Origin of the sequence: Dactylosporangium sp. NPDC000244 (assembly GCF_040300725.1) — a bacterium.
GTDB lineage: Bacteria > Actinomycetota > Actinomycetes > Mycobacteriales > Micromonosporaceae > Dactylosporangium.
Genome location: NZ_JBEPEH010000019.1, coordinates 32760 through 47282, shown reverse-complemented (window position 1 = coordinate 47282; position 14523 = coordinate 32760). Strand labels below are relative to the sequence as shown.

The window sequence follows — 14523 nt, the reverse complement described above, 5'->3', positions numbered from 1 at the left end:
ATGGACCTCGGACAGGAGCAGCACCCAGACATCGCTGCGGAGATCACCCAACGCGCCGGCCAAGCTCTGGCGGTCCTCGGGACCCTCGGCGAGGCCCTGGCCCGTCTCGCCGCCGAACAGCGCCGCCGCAAGCAAGGACGGGAGGAAGCACAGGCGCAAGCGCAGCAGCGTCAGCAGGAACAAGCGGGGAAGCTCCGCGAGCACAGCGACCGGCTCGCCGAGTACGCCGCCCGGCAACGCGCGACGCACGACCGGCGCCTCATCAACCAGACACTCGACCCGAACTGGGTCGCCACCGCCGACCTCTACGACCTCGCCACCGTGTGGCGGACCGCTCGGCTCCGCGAAGAGCAGTTCCCCGAAGCGCGCGCCGCCGCGGAAACGGTCGAAGACCAACTCCGGGACATGTACCCGCGGCCGATGCACCTGTACGACGAGGCGGTACGCAGCGGCACGCCGCGCGCCGACGCGATGCGTACCGCCGCAGAGCAGATGGCCCACACCCCGGTGATGCGGCCATACGGTCCGGGAACCCGAGCCGGCGCCCTCGACGCCAGCGATGAGCCGGTCGTCGGTCCGGCCGCTTTCGATACCGCGGTCGCCGACGAACAGATCCGCCTCGCCACTGGCATCGACCCTGCCGACTACCTTGCCGAGCTGCGCCGGCTCGGGCCAGCCGGCGACGCCGCCGCGGAGGCACTGCGTGCTGCGCTCGCCGAGCGTGCGGGCCAGGAGATCGCGCACGGTCTCGCCGCCGCAGCGACACCAGACAATCCAGCCACGAAGGGTGTCGACGAGCACGCCGTCGATGGCATGCCGGACAATACGACCCACATCGGCGCCGCCAGCCGCGACACCGCCGCCGCGAAGCGCAACGCTGCGCAACTGGCCGGAGAGTGGTACCCCGACGGGCTGAACCATCCCGGCGCCATGCCACGCGATGTCGCCCGCCGCACGCCCGCAACCGCTGTCCCCGCGAACACCGCGGGCCGCACGGCCGGACTGGCCCGATGACCGCACCGGCCCCCGCGAGCGAACAGGAACAGCACCCGCCGCTGTACCCCAGCCTCGAAGCCTGGGTGCTCGGCTACTTCACCCCGATGTTCCTGCACCGCATCCCTGGCAACCCCCGACTGCGCTGGTGCGCCGAGTGGTGGGACCACGCAGAAGCCATCGCCCGGCTCACCCTGCTGTGGACCAGCTGGGAAGCCGCCCGCTGGCAACCCGAAGCCAAAGCCGGCTGGTGGCTCGACTTCGACCACCACCTACAAATCCTGCTCGCCGCCGACGGCCCGTTCCGCAACTGTCGCCAGCCCGAAGGCACCAGAGCCGGCAAACACGAGTCGCCCGCACTCCCCGACGTATCACCAGCGCCAACGGACTGGTGGGACTAACTCGACAGCCATACGCCCCGCACGGCGAACAAACTTCGCACCCCTGGGCGGACGTCAACCTCTTCGAAAGGGCACAACCATGCCAACCACACCGGTCACCCTACGCGACCTGCTGCTCGGCATCACCGAAACCCTGCCTGCGACAGTCAATCCCGACGACAGTTCTGTTCTGCGAGCCCTCTCGCTCGCCGCACACGCAGCAACCGCTACCGCCGAGGGACCAGCCTCACAGGACTGGGCGTTCTACACTGACGCCATCCAGCATGCGGTCAGGATATTGAAAGCCGACCACACCCACACCGAGTCCGCGGTACACCATGCGCCCACGGCCGGACCAGACAGTATCGAACTCCGCCAGGCGACCATCGGACTGGTCAAACATCTCGCCGACCTCTATGCAACGGCAGCTGCAGATGCGATCGGTCCCGGACAACGACGGAACGTCTGGTCACGCGTCGCGCACTACCTCGACGACGCCGCTGCCGAGTTGGCCTAATTCCGTAGGCAATTCGTGGAGCGGTCAGCGACCTGGCACACCTCTTTCCGCGCCGCGCTCGCCGGACATCCAGCAGGCTCGATTGCCATACCTTCGCCACCTCCGGCCCAGCGAACGTTGCCGATGGCGGTTCGGCCGGCCGGCGGGTCAGGGCATGGAGGGGAGGCTGCGACCTCGGACCAGTGTGCTGCGCGGGCCGCGTTCGGCGCCGTCGCTGCTCAACTGCACGCCGTGCACCGTGTACCAGAGCTCCCCGTCGAAGGTGACCGGTTCTCGACGTCGACACGCTCGACGCGCAACACGAGAGGGCCGGTGCCGTACCGGTAGTCGGCGTCGCCGAGCCTCAGGACCAGCCCGGGCCGCTTCTCGACCGTCATCGCCGGACAATGCCAGTCGGGCCGAACCGATCCTGCAGCTCCAGCAACCGGCGGACCGGCCGGCCCACGCCGAGCAGCACCAGCGCACCGCCGAGCCGGCGCTGCACGTCGTCGAAGACTCGCAATCCGGCCAGGGAGAAGTGGGTCACCTCCGCAACATCGACCTCGAGCCCGGCCGGATGCCCGACCGCTGCATCGTCAAGCGCGGTCCGCAGGGCCGGCGCCGTGGACTCGTCGATATCCCCGGCAACCGCAACCCGCAGCACCCCGCTCGCGGACCGCATGGGAACGATCGCCACCGTCAGCGGTAGGAAGCGGATCGACATGCATCCCACGGTACGACGGCACCCAGACCGGCACAGCAGGCGGACGGATCGGTTCCCCTGACAGAGCGGCATGCCCCCGTCGCCTGTCCGGCCAGCTGCGAACCAGTCGGTTGACCAGCGCTGACGGGCCGATCACGCCGCGCGCCAGTCAACCGACGTGTGCGCCTCGCACTACAACCCTCACCGACCGCGGATCGAGGCCATGGGGGCTCGCCGATGCCCCTAACAGGACGGCACCAGGTCCGGGCCGGACTGAGTAGGGCGGACATGCCTGTTGGCCCTGCGGACCGGCGTATGCCTTCTTCGCCCCCTCGCACGTGGCGCAATCCCACGGAGGTCGTGACCAGATGGACCCTCGGCGTGGACAGCTCCGTCGTCCGCGCCCATCAGCACGCTGCCGGCGCACGGCACCAGCCACCGGCCGACTGTTCCAAGCCGTAGCGGCGGCCAATCCCCGAACAGGTCGCTGAACCCGAAACGCTGGGCCCGGTCCCGGGGCGGGTTTGGCACCAAACTGCACCGCCGCCGACCGCCGCAGCAGACCCGTCAGCCGTACCATCACCGCCGGGCAACGCCACGACCGCATCGGCTACCCGGCGGTGATGGCCGGTATCCGCATGCCCCGCCGCCACGGCCGGCCCAGGACCCGACCCGCCCGGATCCTGGGCGACAATGCCTACTCCATCAGCGCGATCCGCGCCGACCTACGCCGCCGCGGGATCGCCGCGACCAACCCCGAACGCGCCGACCAGCAAGCCAACCGCCGGAAACACGGTGCTGCCGGCGGGCAGCCACCAGCGCTCGACGCTGAGCGCTACAAGCAGCGCAACACCGTCGAACGCGCGGTCGGCAAGCTCAAACAGTTCCGCGCCGTGGCCACCCGCTATGACAAAGAGCGCCTTCATGTACCTGGCCACCATCGACATCGCCACCACCAAACCTGGCTACGCGACCTCACCGCAGATCCACGGGACACGCCCTCAGTACCTCACCAAAGGCTGCCGGTGGTACGGATGGTGTCGAGCTCGACCCAGACGGCGTAGCTCGCCGCCAGCAGCGCGACGGCCGCCCCGGCGAACGTCCACCAGCGGGACGGGCCGGGGCCGCGGCCGAGCAGGGTGGCGGTCAGTGCGACGGCGAGCAGGACCTCGGCGGCCCCCTCGACGAGCCAGGTCCAGCCGGCGCCGAGGGTGCGCGTGACAGCGACCGCGCCCTGTCCGGCCAGCAGGGCGAACGCGCAGCCCGCGGCAAGCGCCGCGACATTGGGGCGGGCCCGGCGGATGGCCTGCCCGAGGAGGCCCAGCACCGTCCCGCCGGCAACCGAGGCGGCGGTCCAGAAGGCGGTCGCCGTCAGTACCGACACCAAACTCGACGCACCGGGGAAGGCGTCGCCGTCGGTGACGGCATCCCGCCAGCGGTGGCCGTCGACGAGGATGATGCCGTAGTAGACCAGTGTGGCGACGGTGAGGACGGTGACCGCGGCGCCGATCGCGCTGCGGCGGTCCCGGGCCGCGAAGCCGAAGGCCAGGCCGGCCGCGCCCCAGGCGAACATGCTGCTCGACAGCAGCAGCATCGCGGCGGCGAGCAGGCCCTGGCAAAAGTCGGCGGCGTAGGCGAGGCCGCCCAGGACCACACCTCCCGAAGCCGCCCGCCACCACACGGAAAGTGATGATACGCAACGGCTTTCGGTGCTCGGGGTGTTTCTGGATCAGCGCGAGCCGCCGCCAGGACCCGGCGCAGGCCGCGTTGATCCACGAGACACCCCATAGCGCGGCACGCTCAGCTGCCGTCACCTCCTCGGCGGCACGGCCGATGGAGAGGGCGACGACCTCCGTGGTGTGCTCGCAGCGTTGATGCTGTTCTCGGTTGTTCAGGAGCCGCCGGTTTGCCAGGAAAATAGGTGTTTACCTGCGCTAATGTCGCCCTGATGCGCGCCGAGAAGCGCTTTCGGTATGGCGTCAAGAGCCACGACCGGGCACGCGTTGTGCAGGGCTGGGTCGGTTCGCGACGGCAGCCAGCTGAGGATCGGCTCGGCGGCGGACACCTGCTGGCCGACCTGGGCGAGGGCCTGTGCTGCGGGCTGCCGTCCGCTGTGCGCGTCGACTCCCAGGTGAACCAGGACCGCCCGGTCGTCCTGCCCCACGACGACGAACGCGTGAGGCGTGAGTATCCGCAGCACGCCGCTTATCGGCGCGGAGACGGTCTGTTCCAGCACGCCAGGCAGTATCGCCCGGCCTGGCCCGACGAGTTCCTGCGCGAATACGGGATCTGGTACATCGGCCAGGGGCAGGACGGCGCCTGCCAGCGGTGCCAGCACGGCAAGGGTCCGGGTGATCATGGAGTGTCGTCGGCTGCGGCGGCGGTGAGCAGTTGCGCCATGGCGGTGGCGAGCGGGGTGACCGCTGCGGGTCCGACCACGATCTGGAGCGTCTCCCGCCGTAGTACGCCGAGCACGGCGGGGTGGCTTCGGAGTCTCGTGTCGTCGAGGAGCCGCAGATCGGCCAGTGCTATGCGCAGGCGGGTGACGCAATGCTCAAGGGAGGTGATGTTGGCAGGCCCGCCGAGTGCGCCGACGATCGCCTCGGCGGCGGCCACGTGTTTCGGTGTGACGTCGTCTATGCCGGGTCTCAGGTTCATCGGGCACCCCACAAGTAGCGTTCGATGTCAATGGACGCGTATTCGATGTGTGTCGTGTTGTCCCAGTAGGCTTTGGCGACCTCGTGCGCGAGGAGGGACCGCAGCCGGAGGTGGTTGTCGAGCCAGGTTCCTGGCTGTCGGACGCGCGCCCATGCGTCTGGGTCGGCTGCCTCGAATGCATGCAGAGCCTGATCGAGCCTGGTGCGCCACTGATGCAGCGTGCTGGCGGAGATGCTCAGCGCATCGCTGTCTTCGTCGGCGAGCAGGAGGGTCCGGATTTCGTCGATCAGCCCAGCGATGTCCTTGCGTACGCGTGAGCCGGCTGATGCTGCCGGCGGTGTGGCGAGCTGGCGGAGAAGCCGTCGGGTCGTGGGTGCCTGCCCGTGCGTCATCGGCCCTCCCGTGCTGCCGGTGTGAGAACGGCTGTCAGCTTGCCGGCAAGGGGGCGTGGGAGCAGTGCCGCAAGCTGGGGCCAGCCCAGGTCGTCGTCAGCCTCGATCGAGATCAGTTCGGGATGAGGCGTGATCCAGGCATCCAGGCGGGTCAGGAACTCGTGATAGGCGGCAAGGAAAGACCGATCGAACCAGAGTGCGTACCGAGGATCGGTGGCGTACCCGGCTCGGCGGGCGATAGAGCGTTTCGGATCGATAAGGAAGACCAACGTGCAGACATTGGTACGGGGTGTGAGGAGGCCCATCGTGTGGCACAGGGTCAGGGCGTCGTCGAACGCGCGGTGCGGGCTGCGGCCGGTCTCTGCGAGCGCGTAACGGTAGGCCAGGACCCCGATGTGGCAGCGGTCGGAAGCGACTACCAGGCCGGGTTGTGCAGTGCCGAGCTGTCCGGCGGTCGTGATGCGGTCGGCGGCCTCGTTGAGCAGGTCTCTGGCGACCTGCAGGTCGTCGCTGTGGTCTGCTGGTTGCGCTTCGGGGAAGATCTTGACCTGGCCAGGGGCCGCGTCATGCAGTCGGCGCAGCAGCGTGGTTTTTCCGGCGCCGGGCATGCCGTCGAGGGCGATCATGGCAGATGTTGCGGGTCGTGTTCGAGCGCGTCCAGCACGGGCGCGACGAGGTCGAGGATCTGGCTGGTCAGGGGGGCGTCGATCTCCGGGGCCCATTGCAGGACCCAGCGGAAGTACAGGGCGGTGTGGAAGAGCAGGTGCCCTGAGTCGATCTCGGCAGCGTCGGAGCGCAGCCGCGCTTGCTCCGACTGGTACCCGGCCAGGATGACCTTGATGTCACGGCCGTCGATGAGGCAGTTCTGCACGTAGAGATTGGTGATGTCCTCGTAGACGCACCCCACGCCGCAGCCTTCGAAGTCGATCACCCCCGGGTCGCGCCCGGGTGCCATGAGCGTGTTGCGCGCCGAGAAGTCGCCGTGCACGAATCCCTGACGGCATTGCGCGAGCTGCTGGTGTTTCGTCTCGTCAAGCACGGTGGCGAGGCGGGTGCTCAGCGCGGGGGTATCTGCTGGTAGCGGGCGGATGTTGCGCAGAAAGATGGGGAGCTCGGACAGCTCCTCCGCGCCTGTGGTGTGCAGGCGCGCTGCCATCGCTCCGAGCAGGCCGGTCTCGTCGCGGTCGCTGGGATCGGACGGCGGCGTGCCTGGCAGTTTGCTCATCGCCACCCACGACAAGGCGCCCGGCACGTCGTTGTGCCCGAGCACGGATGGCGTGACCAAGCCCGGCCGCCGGCCGCCGAGCGCCAGTCCGGCCAGCTCCCGGCGGGCTCGTTCCGCAGGGCGGTGGGTGTAGATCTTGAGGACGGTTTCGGAGCTGACGAACACGATGGAACGGCCGCCGTAGCCGGGGATCGCCTCGCCGTCGAAGGCGACGCCGAGGGCGGATTCGGCCGCCTGACGGGCGCATTCGATCTCGTTTGCCAGTCGGGCGAGGACAGGGTGCCGTGTCACTGCGCTGGCGTGGTCGTGCATGCGAGGTTCCTCCCGGGAGAGCCATTCGAGCAGCCAGTATGGCTGGCGGTCGGCGAGGTGACGGGCGTCGGCCGACACGTGCGGCGTGCCAGTCGGTCGTGATCTGTCCTGGGCGGTCTTGCGGTAAACGTGCGCGGCATGGGCTGCCAACGCGGGCCATGAGAACCGATTGAGGGCGAGCCGACGGCCGGCATCGCCGAGCCGCTTCCGCATGACCTTGTCGTGCAGCAGTCGCGTGACGAGGTCCGGGAAGTCGGCCATCGCGTCGGCCGCGGAGACCAGCCCGAAGGTCTGCGGGTCGGGAATGCCCGCGAAAGCTTCTCTGGTGCCGACCACGGGCAGGCCGGCCGCCATGTACGCCAGCACTTTCAGCTTCATCCCACCGCCCGAGTCCAACGGCGCGACCCCCACGGCGGCAGTGCGAAGGGCCGCCTGGAGGTCGACCACCGGGCCATGCAGCCGGATGCCGGGCAGACCGAGATGGCGCAGTGTGCGTGGATAGCGGCCGTAGACGTCGATCCAGCCGCCGACCGTCGCCAGCTTCTCGCGTAGCCGGTCGTGCAGAAACGCTACGGCCCGGACATTCGGTTCGTAGAAGAGGTTCCCGACGAACGCCACGGCCGCCGCCGGCTGGGTCGCCCTTCTCCGATCACGGCTTCGTCTCCGATCACGGCTCACGCCGCACGGCACGACGAACACGGCGGTAGCGCCGAAGCCGCGAGCCGCAGCCTCGTCGCGTCCGGTGAAGGTGACCACCGCGTCGGCGAGGGTTGCCGCTGCGGTTTGCAGCGTGGTCGCCCGGCGGACTTCGGGGTCGGTGCCGCCGATGGTTCGTGCCAGGTCGGCTTCGTTGTCGTGCATTTCGTAGATCAGGGCGCTGCCGGTCGCGTCGGCGAGGGTTCTGCCGTACCGGACGGTCAGTTCGGTGTTCGACATGACCAACACGTGCGGGGCGAGCTCGCTGACGATCGTCGTGAGCTGGTCACCGTTGCCATACATGACGTCGAAGTCCAGGTAGCGCACCGGGAAGGGCCAGTCCTTGGCGGGCCGGGATCGGGGGTTCAGGTCACACAGCAGCAGCGTGACGTCCACCCCGTGGTCAAGCAGGTGCCTGTTCAGCTCCAGGGTGCGGGCGGCAGCACCCGTGAGCGGCAGCGAGTGCAGGAACCCGGCGGTGTCGAACAGGACCACGGCTCGTAGGCGTTCCCGATGGCCGTCACGCACTGGTCTTCTCCACGACGTAGTTGCCGATCACGAGCGCATCGAGATCGGTGTGACAGAACGTGGCCAGCGCGTCAGCCGGGCTCTCGACGATCGGTTCGGTGTCATTGAAGGACGTGTTGAGCACCACGGGCAACCCGGTGATCTCACCGAACCTGCTGATCAGCCGGTGGAAGGCCGGATGCACGTCGGGGTCGACGGTCTGCACGCGGGCACTGCCGTCAACGTGGGTAACCGCTGACAGCTGGTTGCGTACGCTGTCGCGCACGTTCGGCGCGAAGAGCATGTACGGGCTTTCGCCTTCCAGCTCGAACCACGCTGTGGCGTCCGCAGCAGTGACGGCGGGCGCGAAGGGACGGAACCATTCGCGATGTTTGATGCGACTGTTGAGCTGATCGCGGACGTCGACGCGGCGTGGATCGGCGAGAATGCTGCGGGAGCCGAGTGCTCTGGCACCGAGCTCGCTGCCACCCTCGAACCAGCCGATGATCCTTCCTTCGCTGATCATGTCCGCCGCCACGATGGAGGGATCGGATTCCCACCGGAATGTGAAACCGGGCATCGGGTACCGGTGTGCCCGTCCAGCGCGCGGATGGCGGCGCAGCGCGAGGTGGATCTCCTCGCTGGTGTACGTGCGGCCGAAGGAATCGCGGCCCCCAAGCGGCATCCTCGGCGCACGCCCGGTGAGCTGATGCATACCGAACAGCGCGTTGCCCAGAGCCTGCCCACGGTCCGAAGCCGCCGGCGGAACGAACAGCTGCACGCCTGTCCGCTGGCGGATCACCTCGTTGGCCACGCAATTCATCGCCACGCCACCGGCGAAGCAGACCCGCCGCTGCTGGAATGTGCTCATGAGCGTTGCGACCAGTTCGACCAGCGTCTCTTCAGTCTCGTGCTGCACCCACGCGGCCAGGTCCCGGGCTCGGGGGCCATGCCAGTTACCGGGTTCGCCGAGGTCCAGGCCGCTGGCCTTGGCGAAGTCTGACAGGCCCCGGTCGTGGGTACGACTGAGGCGGCCTTCGACCTGGAGTCCATGCACGCCGAACAAGGGCACGCCGATAGCCGAGGCATCGCCGAAAGATGCCAGGGCCATCGTCTTGCCTGACTCCTGTCCGTCGAAGCCCAGCCAGTTGGTAACGGCCTCGTAGACAGCGCCAACGCCACCGGCACGAGGGCGGCCTGCACGGTTACCACCGACGCGCGTCAGCGCTTCGGAGTTGGCTAGGAAGTAGCTCTCCGTCTGATGGTCATTTCCCGAGCCGTCGGCGATCACCACCAGAGCGTCATCGAAGCCCGACAGGCAGAACGCGCTGTAGGCATGGGAGAGATGGTGATCGACACTGACGATCCTGCTCGGCTTGACGCCATAGCGGTCAAGCCCTCCGGTGAACCCTGCCGGCAGCCTTGGGCCTACACAGCTGAACACGACGATGTCCACGTCGGCAAGGTCAAGATCGGCGCTGTCGAGGCAGTAGGCCAGCGAAGCATGCCAGCCGTCGCTGTAGCGCTTCCGGTTGAGCCGTTCCTCGGCGATCGCCACGACGGCGTCGCCGCGTACGACGGCGCATCCGCCGTCATGTCCGAGGTTAAGACCGACAGCGACGGGGTCAGGCATGCTGATCAGCTTCCTTCCTGGGCTCATCTGGGGGTTTGTGCGACGGCCTGGGCTGTTCGGCGTCTCGTCTGTGCGTGCGCAGCTTCGCGGCGAGACGGGCACCGTGATATCCGGCGAGGCGAGCCAGGTGGGTCAGCCGGGTCAGGTGATCGCTCTCGCTGATCACATCCCATAGCCGGTAGCTGTCGACGATGTAGCGGGCCGGGACGTTCCTGCGCAGCTGCGCGACCGACACGCCGTGCCAGAACGCCCGGCCGAGCAGCGCCCGCAGGCGAAGATCATCGGCTGTGACGGTCCTGTGCACGACCGCGGCGGGAACGAGCAACACCAGCTGGCCGGCCATCTGCGCCCGGATGACCAATTCGAGGTCTTCACAGCTGCGATGGCGGCGGCCGACGGCCCCGAGATTCTCGTCGAACATCGGCGGCGGGCTGGTACGCCGGAAGCCCATGTTGCATCCGACGATCCAATACGGGGGTGTGAGCTCCTGCGTGCGTTCCGGCCAGACGGGAGGCACGAACCACTGGCGAAGCTGCGGGCGCAGCACCGCCTCCAGCGGAAGCCGAGGTATCGCCGGGCCACCCGCCACAGCAGCCGCCTGTTCGATGAGCGCGGTGGCTAGCTCCCTCACCCATGTGCTGCCGGGCCGGGAATCCGGATCGGTGATCAGCACGCATGCGCCCCTCGCACGCCTGATCCCGGCATTGCGCGCGCGGCTCACACCCGCTATCGGCTCATGCACCAACTGCCAGCCGAATCCAGCGGCGGCGAACACGGCCGGTTCCACTACGGCCGACGGATGGTTGTCGACCACGACCAACTCAAAGAGACCGGTTCCCATGTCCTGGCGGTTGAGCGCAGCAAGCAGCCCCGCCAGGTCCCGGGCATTTCCGTGCACCGCGACGACGACGCTGGCCAGCAGCCCGGACTCGCCGGCGCTCGCGGCGTCGATCGCACCCCTCGGTCGGGTCGATGCATGTGCGACCTGCCCGGCCATGGTCGAGCCTCCAATCGTTGCCGGATGGACACCTTCGAAGGTTCCGCACAGACGGATATGAGCTACGCATCGTCCTTCGGTGTGCTGTCGCGGGTTGCTGCCGCGCGGCGCCGGGCCGCCGACCGTTTCCGGACGGCTGTCGTGGCCCAATGTGGCCGGTTCTGGCGGCCGTAGCGGCGCCGGTCCTGGCCCCACACGCGTGACGGCGCTTCGCCCTGATGCCACCATCCGAGGAACTCGCGGCGTGCGGCGGAGATGTGGGTGGTGAACGACCCCCGTGGCCGGTGCAATGCCTCGGCGGCGCGGCCGTAGTCGTCGTAGACGGCCAATGCCACCAGCAGCCGCTGGTAGGTCGGGCTCAGCATCGGCCAGATCTGGGTGAGGGCGACCCGGTCGACCACCCGGTCTTCCGGGCTGGGCGTCGTGCGCGCCTGCGGCCACCAGTACCGCCAGAAGTTGACCATCGTTGCGTCGCCGTCCACCACCGACGCCCGGCCGATGCCATGCGTCCGCCACTCATCCTCAGCCTGTGCCCGCAAACCGTTCCACGCCGCCCGGATCAGCTCACCAGCGCGAGGTGCCGCTTCGGCGGCATACAGGCACTCCACCATCGCCGACCACGCCGTTTCGAGCCGCTCCGCGAACGGCAGACTCTGATGAAACACATCGCGGACCACCGCCGTCGTCGCCAGCCGATTGATCTCACCCAACGTGTAGCCGTGACGTAGCTCGACATCACCCGGCGGGACCGACGGCAGCACCGCCAACGGGCGCGAACCAGGCGCACTCACGGTCCGGCCAGCCGCAGCCGTGGCCGGCACCCACCCAGCTCCGGACATTTCGACGCCCGCTTCAGCTCCCCCGCCGTTCACCGCGGTTCGTGAGCTTCTTCTGCCAGTTCCAGTCCGTGTGAAGCGGTCCATCAACACAAGCCGATCACGCGGCGACGCCGGGGCGTCCGGCTGTCGCGGACCGTACCGAGACGGCTCCGGGACTGCTGGGACCAGGCGCTATCACTGGTCGCGTGCGACCGCACCGGCGTGCCGGGCCGGCGGTGTTGACGCGAGCGGCGATAGCGCGGTGGCTGCGCGTGCGTCTGCTGCGGCGCTGGTGCCGTTGGTGTCGACCCGTCTACTCCTGCAACGGCAGTGCGCCGGTTGGCGTAGGAGGTGACGACAAGCGTGGTCTGGGTCGTTGCGCTGCCGCGGGTGGCTGGACCGGCGATGGCTTGTTGCTGGTGGGCGAGGACTGTGCCGGTTGCGGCATCGACGATGAGGGTGTCGCGGGTGGTGTGTTCCGGGTTGTCGGCGGTGATGGCGATGCCTGGGCGGCCGGCGCGGTCGTTGCTGGGGCCGCGATAGACGGCGCCGTAGGCGGCCAGGATCGTGAGCATGAGGACGCGGCGTGGGCAGGGTTGGTTGGTGGCGGCGGTTAGGGCGACGGTGTCGCGGATGACATCGGACGCGGTGGGATGGTCGGGATCGCTGGATGGCACGGGCGCGGCGGTGGGGTTGCCGGCGAAGGGGGTCGGGAAGATCGGGAAGATGCGGTGGGCGCGGTAGATGTGGTGCTCGGTGACCGCGCCGGGGCTGCCGGGTTGCGGGCCCTGTTCCGCGACGGGGTAGCGGGTGACGGTTCCGGTTCCTGATCGATCGTCGCCGATCAGGTATTTGTAGTCGACGGTGCGGAACGTGGCCACGGTGGAGCCCGTGCCTGTGTGGCTGGCGGAGGCCGCGGTCTGGAGCCCGTAGCGCAGGTAGGTGTGGTCGCCGGTGCTGGTGTCGTCGGCCGACTCGTGTAGCTGCGCGGCGAGGTTCAGCATGGCGCGCTGGTCAGGGTTCGGGCCGGTCCTGCTGTTGGTGGGAGTCGGCGGGACAAGGTCGGACGGGGCGGCGCATGCCGGGCCGGACGGTGGCGAGCTTGGCGGAGGCAGGTTGGGGCTGATCGCGGGGTTGCCTCCGCCGAATGCCCGCTTGCACAGGGCGGCGGCCGGGATGGTGGTGAGAGTGAGCAGGATGGCGGCACCAGCGGCGGCGATGCGCCAGGACTGGCATCGGGACGCGCGGGTGGTGGTGAAGGAGGTCACGGGTGTCCTTCAGGGCGTGAAGACGAACAGCAACCGGGTGAGGACGTGGGGTTTGCGATGGGTTTGTTCGCGCTGGCTATGGGGCGGTCGCGGTGAGCGCGGTCACGGCGGGGGCGAGGTCGGCGGGGTGACAGCGTGCGCTGTGCAGCAGGTCGGTTCGGGTGTGTGACCGGCCGGTGCCGGTGTCGGTGAGGTCAATGGCGACGAGGCGCCCGGTGGTGGCGGTGAACCACAGGTCGATGCTGGTCGGGGTTCCGTCGTCGAAGCGGACGCCGATCGTTGGTTCGCCCCGCATGGTGCGGCCGTCGCCGAGGATGGTGCTGCTGGGCAGCGTGGCGAGAAAGCGCAGGACGGTGCGGCGGTGTGGTTGGTCGAGGTAGCGCAGGCTGGCCAGGTCGGCCAGGACCGCGACCTGCATGCTGCTGGAACTGCCGGACGTGGCGGTCGCCATCAAGACGGCGGCGGCGAGCACGTTCGGGTCGTCGGGCAGCGGTTCGGCGAATCCGGCGAGCAGCTGCCCCACGGGGTACGTGGTGCGGGACCAGCCGCTGGCGGTGGTCACGTTGGTGTGCGCCTGTTCGAGCAGCAGTCCGGAGCCGTCGGGGTGCAGCACCCGGACGCTGGTGACAGTGGGGCCCGGGCTGCCGTCACCGTGGATCGTCGTGCGGCGCAGGATGGTACAGCTGTCGGGGCCGGCGTGCCGGTCGGCGGCGGTGGCCGTCAGGTTCTGGGCGAGGTCGAGCAGCAGCGCAGGCGCGGTCAGATACGTCCGCGCTGGGGCGGCGTGGCGCACCGTTACTGCCGACGTTCGTGCCGTTACGGTCCCGACTGCGGCGGCGGCCAGCACAGCCAGGGCCAGACAGGCCGCGCTCAGCTGGAGCATCGAACCTGACCCCGTCCGGGCACGGTGACGTCCGTCGGGTTCGCGGGCTGGGTGTTGACCGCTCATCGAGACTCCCGGGTGCGGGTGGCGCGGGCCTCGACGCGGTGGGCGCAGATCTGCCGGTGCAGGACGCGTTCGGCGGCGCCGACGGTGAGGTAGCGGTGGTAGGCGTCGCGGAACGGGCCGTCAACGTCGGCGAGGGCAAGGCCGGCCTCAGCGATGATGCGGTCGGCTTCCGACACGCGCCGGCAGGCGGTGAGCATGCCGGTCAGGCTCAGCGCCAGCACCTGCGATGCGGGGCTGATGGGGGCATGCCGGGCGGTCCACTCCCGCCAGACGGCGGTGGCATCGCGGACCGCATCGCTGCATCCGCCGGCGGCGTGCAGGTGGACCGCCCGGGCGAGGCGCGCGTGCAGGACCGCGTCGGTGTCGTCGAATCGATGCGTCTGCACCGTCGCTCGGCGCGCAGCGCCTACCTCTGGGCACCGGTCTGGATGCGCGTCCTCGCCCCGGGCGGCCTGCCCATGACGGCGGGCGAGGGCGTGAACCGCAGCCAGGCGTG

The 14523-nt window shown here is 69.2% G+C and carries 17 protein-coding genes; 4 read left to right on the top strand and 13 right to left on the bottom strand.

The genetic code is table 11. From position 1 onward, the window contains the following. The 3 genes from ABT369_RS26510 to ABT369_RS26500 all read left to right on the top strand — a co-directional run bounded on the left by ABT369_RS26510 (nucleotide 1) and on the right by ABT369_RS26500 (nucleotide 1890). A complete protein-coding gene (locus ABT369_RS26510; RefSeq protein WP_350615841.1) occupies nucleotides 1-1014 on the top strand; it encodes a hypothetical protein in 1014 nt (337 codons plus the stop codon). Then, nucleotides 1011-1394: a DUF4913 domain-containing protein gene (locus ABT369_RS26505; RefSeq protein ID WP_350615840.1), complete on the top strand. Its 384-nt coding sequence runs from the start codon at nucleotides 1011-1013 to the stop codon at nucleotides 1392-1394. The genes ABT369_RS26510 and ABT369_RS26505 overlap by 4 nt, the downstream gene beginning before the upstream one ends. Before the next feature lie 79 nt (nucleotides 1395-1473). Continuing rightward, nucleotides 1474-1890 carry a hypothetical protein gene (locus tag ABT369_RS26500; RefSeq protein WP_350615839.1) on the top strand — a complete coding sequence of 139 codons (417 nt, stop codon included), beginning with the start codon at nucleotides 1474-1476 and terminating at the stop codon, nucleotides 1888-1890. 373 nt (nucleotides 1891-2263) lie between these two features. On the opposite strand, the gene ABT369_RS26495 is transcribed toward ABT369_RS26500, so the two are convergent. After that, complete coding sequence (locus ABT369_RS26495; RefSeq protein ID WP_350615838.1) at nucleotides 2264-2593, bottom strand: STAS domain-containing protein; 330 nt, start codon at nucleotides 2591-2593, stop codon at nucleotides 2264-2266. 503 nt (nucleotides 2594-3096) lie between these two features. Here ABT369_RS26495 and ABT369_RS26490 point away from each other — a divergent pair. Next, nucleotides 3097-3636, top strand: a complete 540-nt coding sequence (locus tag ABT369_RS26490; RefSeq protein WP_350615837.1) for a transposase — start codon at nucleotides 3097-3099, stop codon at nucleotides 3634-3636. On the opposite strand, the gene ABT369_RS26485 is transcribed toward ABT369_RS26490, so the two are convergent. From ABT369_RS26485 to ABT369_RS26430, 12 genes are all read right to left on the bottom strand, one after another. Continuing rightward, nucleotides 3582-4253, bottom strand: a complete 672-nt coding sequence (locus tag ABT369_RS26485; RefSeq protein WP_350615835.1) for a hypothetical protein — start codon at nucleotides 4251-4253, stop codon at nucleotides 3582-3584. The genes ABT369_RS26490 and ABT369_RS26485 overlap by 55 nt on opposite strands. Nucleotides 4254-4463: 210 nt before the next feature. Continuing rightward, nucleotides 4464-4931: a PTS sugar transporter subunit IIA gene (locus ABT369_RS26480; protein WP_350615833.1), complete on the bottom strand. Its 468-nt coding sequence runs from the start codon at nucleotides 4929-4931 to the stop codon at nucleotides 4464-4466. Further along, nucleotides 4928-5230, bottom strand: coding sequence for a PTS glucose/sucrose transporter subunit IIB (locus tag ABT369_RS26475; RefSeq protein ID WP_350615831.1), 303 nt, complete (start codon nucleotides 5228-5230; stop codon nucleotides 4928-4930). Before ABT369_RS26475 ends, ABT369_RS26480 begins: the two co-directional genes overlap by 4 nt. Then, a complete protein-coding gene (locus ABT369_RS26470; RefSeq protein ID WP_350615830.1) occupies nucleotides 5227-5622 on the bottom strand; it encodes a hypothetical protein in 396 nt (131 codons plus the stop codon). The genes ABT369_RS26475 and ABT369_RS26470 overlap by 4 nt, the downstream gene beginning before the upstream one ends. Next, the gene (locus ABT369_RS26465; protein WP_350615828.1) at nucleotides 5619-6248 is read right to left on the bottom strand and encodes an AAA family ATPase; all 630 of its coding nucleotides are present in this window, start codon (nucleotides 6246-6248) and stop codon (nucleotides 5619-5621) included. The genes ABT369_RS26470 and ABT369_RS26465 overlap by 4 nt, the downstream gene beginning before the upstream one ends. Further along, nucleotides 6245-8350: a glycosyltransferase gene (locus tag ABT369_RS26460; protein WP_350615826.1), complete on the bottom strand. Its 2106-nt coding sequence runs from the start codon at nucleotides 8348-8350 to the stop codon at nucleotides 6245-6247. The genes ABT369_RS26465 and ABT369_RS26460 overlap by 4 nt, the downstream gene beginning before the upstream one ends. A 25-nt stretch (nucleotides 8351-8375) precedes the next feature. Next, nucleotides 8376-9995, bottom strand: a complete 1620-nt coding sequence (locus ABT369_RS26455; protein ID WP_350615824.1) for a carbamoyltransferase family protein — start codon at nucleotides 9993-9995, stop codon at nucleotides 8376-8378. Then, complete coding sequence (locus ABT369_RS26450) at nucleotides 9988-10992, bottom strand: glycosyltransferase family 2 protein (RefSeq protein ID WP_350615822.1); 1005 nt, start codon at nucleotides 10990-10992, stop codon at nucleotides 9988-9990. The genes ABT369_RS26455 and ABT369_RS26450 overlap by 8 nt, the downstream gene beginning before the upstream one ends. Before the next feature lie 62 nt (nucleotides 10993-11054). Continuing rightward, the gene (locus tag ABT369_RS26445) at nucleotides 11055-11759 is read right to left on the bottom strand and encodes a hypothetical protein (RefSeq protein WP_350615820.1); all 705 of its coding nucleotides are present in this window, start codon (nucleotides 11757-11759) and stop codon (nucleotides 11055-11057) included. A 155-nt stretch (nucleotides 11760-11914) separates the two neighbouring features. Then, a complete protein-coding gene (locus tag ABT369_RS26440) occupies nucleotides 11915-13078 on the bottom strand; it encodes a hypothetical protein (RefSeq protein ID WP_350615818.1) in 1164 nt (387 codons plus the stop codon). 76 nt (nucleotides 13079-13154) lie between these two features. Then, the gene (locus tag ABT369_RS26435) at nucleotides 13155-13871 is read right to left on the bottom strand and encodes a hypothetical protein (RefSeq protein ID WP_350615816.1); all 717 of its coding nucleotides are present in this window, start codon (nucleotides 13869-13871) and stop codon (nucleotides 13155-13157) included. 152 nt (nucleotides 13872-14023) lie between these two features. Further along, nucleotides 14024-14413 carry a hypothetical protein gene (locus ABT369_RS26430; RefSeq protein ID WP_350615814.1) on the bottom strand — a complete coding sequence of 130 codons (390 nt, stop codon included), beginning with the start codon at nucleotides 14411-14413 and terminating at the stop codon, nucleotides 14024-14026. Nucleotides 14414-14523: the final 110 nt, after the last annotated feature.